This window comes from Megamonas sp. Calf98-2 (genome assembly GCF_900110235.1).
Lineage (GTDB): Bacteria > Bacillota > Negativicutes > Selenomonadales > Selenomonadaceae > Megamonas > Megamonas funiformis.
This window is the reverse complement of sequence record NZ_FOCY01000017.1, coordinates 54,699-55,837: the sequence shown is the minus strand read 5'-3', so window position 1 is coordinate 55,837 and position 1,139 is coordinate 54,699. Positions and strand designations below refer to the sequence as shown.

2 protein-coding genes are annotated in these 1,139 nt (G+C 26.3%); both read right to left on the bottom strand.

Features of this window, described 5'->3' with window-relative positions:
• Positions 1-244, bottom strand: a 244-nt coding sequence (tnpA, locus tag BMX03_RS06670; RefSeq protein ID WP_143052071.1) for an IS200/IS605 family transposase, incomplete at its 3' end; no start/stop codon positions are given.
• A gap of 375 nt (positions 245-619) precedes the next feature.
• Entirely contained in the window at positions 620-895 is a 276-nt protein-coding gene (locus BMX03_RS06660; RefSeq protein ID WP_022228626.1) for a hypothetical protein, read from the bottom strand.
• Positions 896-1,139: the final 244 nt, after the last annotated feature.

The window sequence follows — 1,139 nt, the reverse complement described above, 5'->3', positions numbered from 1 at the left end:
CTTTTATTCGTTTAACAACTTTATGTATACCAAATTGTGGATCAACTTCTAAAAGCAAATGAACATGGTCTGGCTTTACTTCCATCTCGATTAAATCGACGTGAAGCTCCTGACAAATATTATTAATCAACTCCTTTAATCGTTCATCAACACCATTGTTCAACACTTTTCTACGATATTTAGGACAAAATACTACATGATATTTACAAGAATATACTATATTATTGTTTGATTTATATTTCATAAAAGTATTATATAACTATTAAAAATATAATACAATAAAAAACAATGATATCGAATCATTGTTTTTTAGCGAGCTTATATCCCCATAAATAAATTTAGGAGCTTTACGCTCGCATTTGGTAAATTTTAATATTAAATTACGAGGAACATATGGTAACCAATTTCCACGATACATTCCTGAATGTGTAGCCCAATTGCCTCTTTTAGGAAAAGACCATTCTGTTGTCATCTCCAATTTAAAATTATCCTTCATATCATCATATCCTATAGTTTTTTTCAATTATACTATAAAGACATATTACTAAGGTTTCATCTAATAAAAAAACATAAGAATATCATTCTATAAAAAACAACATCCTTATGTTTATGCCATCATTTAAAATTTTATCTGATATACTAAAGATTTTACTACTGCATTTGTTAGATCTTTATCGTCCATATAATTAACTGCTGTTGAAGCTAAGAATAATTCTAATACACTTATTTTCGTTAATCGTTGCACCTCATTAGCAACTAGATATCCCGCTGCTAATTTCAATGCTTGATCATCTTTTAAGTCATCTTTCAAATCATCAAACGCATTTGCACTGACAGTCATAGTAGACATCACCATAATACAAATAGTAACCAATAATATTTTTATTTTTGTCAAATATATACCTTCAAAGTCATAGTTTGTATATTATAACAAAAATAATCCTTTCAGTCTATAAAAATTATTAATAGCTTATGTATTTATTCATAATAATTTATTATCATTTTTTATTTTAAAATATCTATATATTTCTATTGCTAAGTTCATTTAAAACAACCTTTGTTACTGTTAATCTCCTCATCAGTATCAAAAACTACTTTAGCTTTACCTATTCAAAAACAACTTTTGTTACTGTTAATCA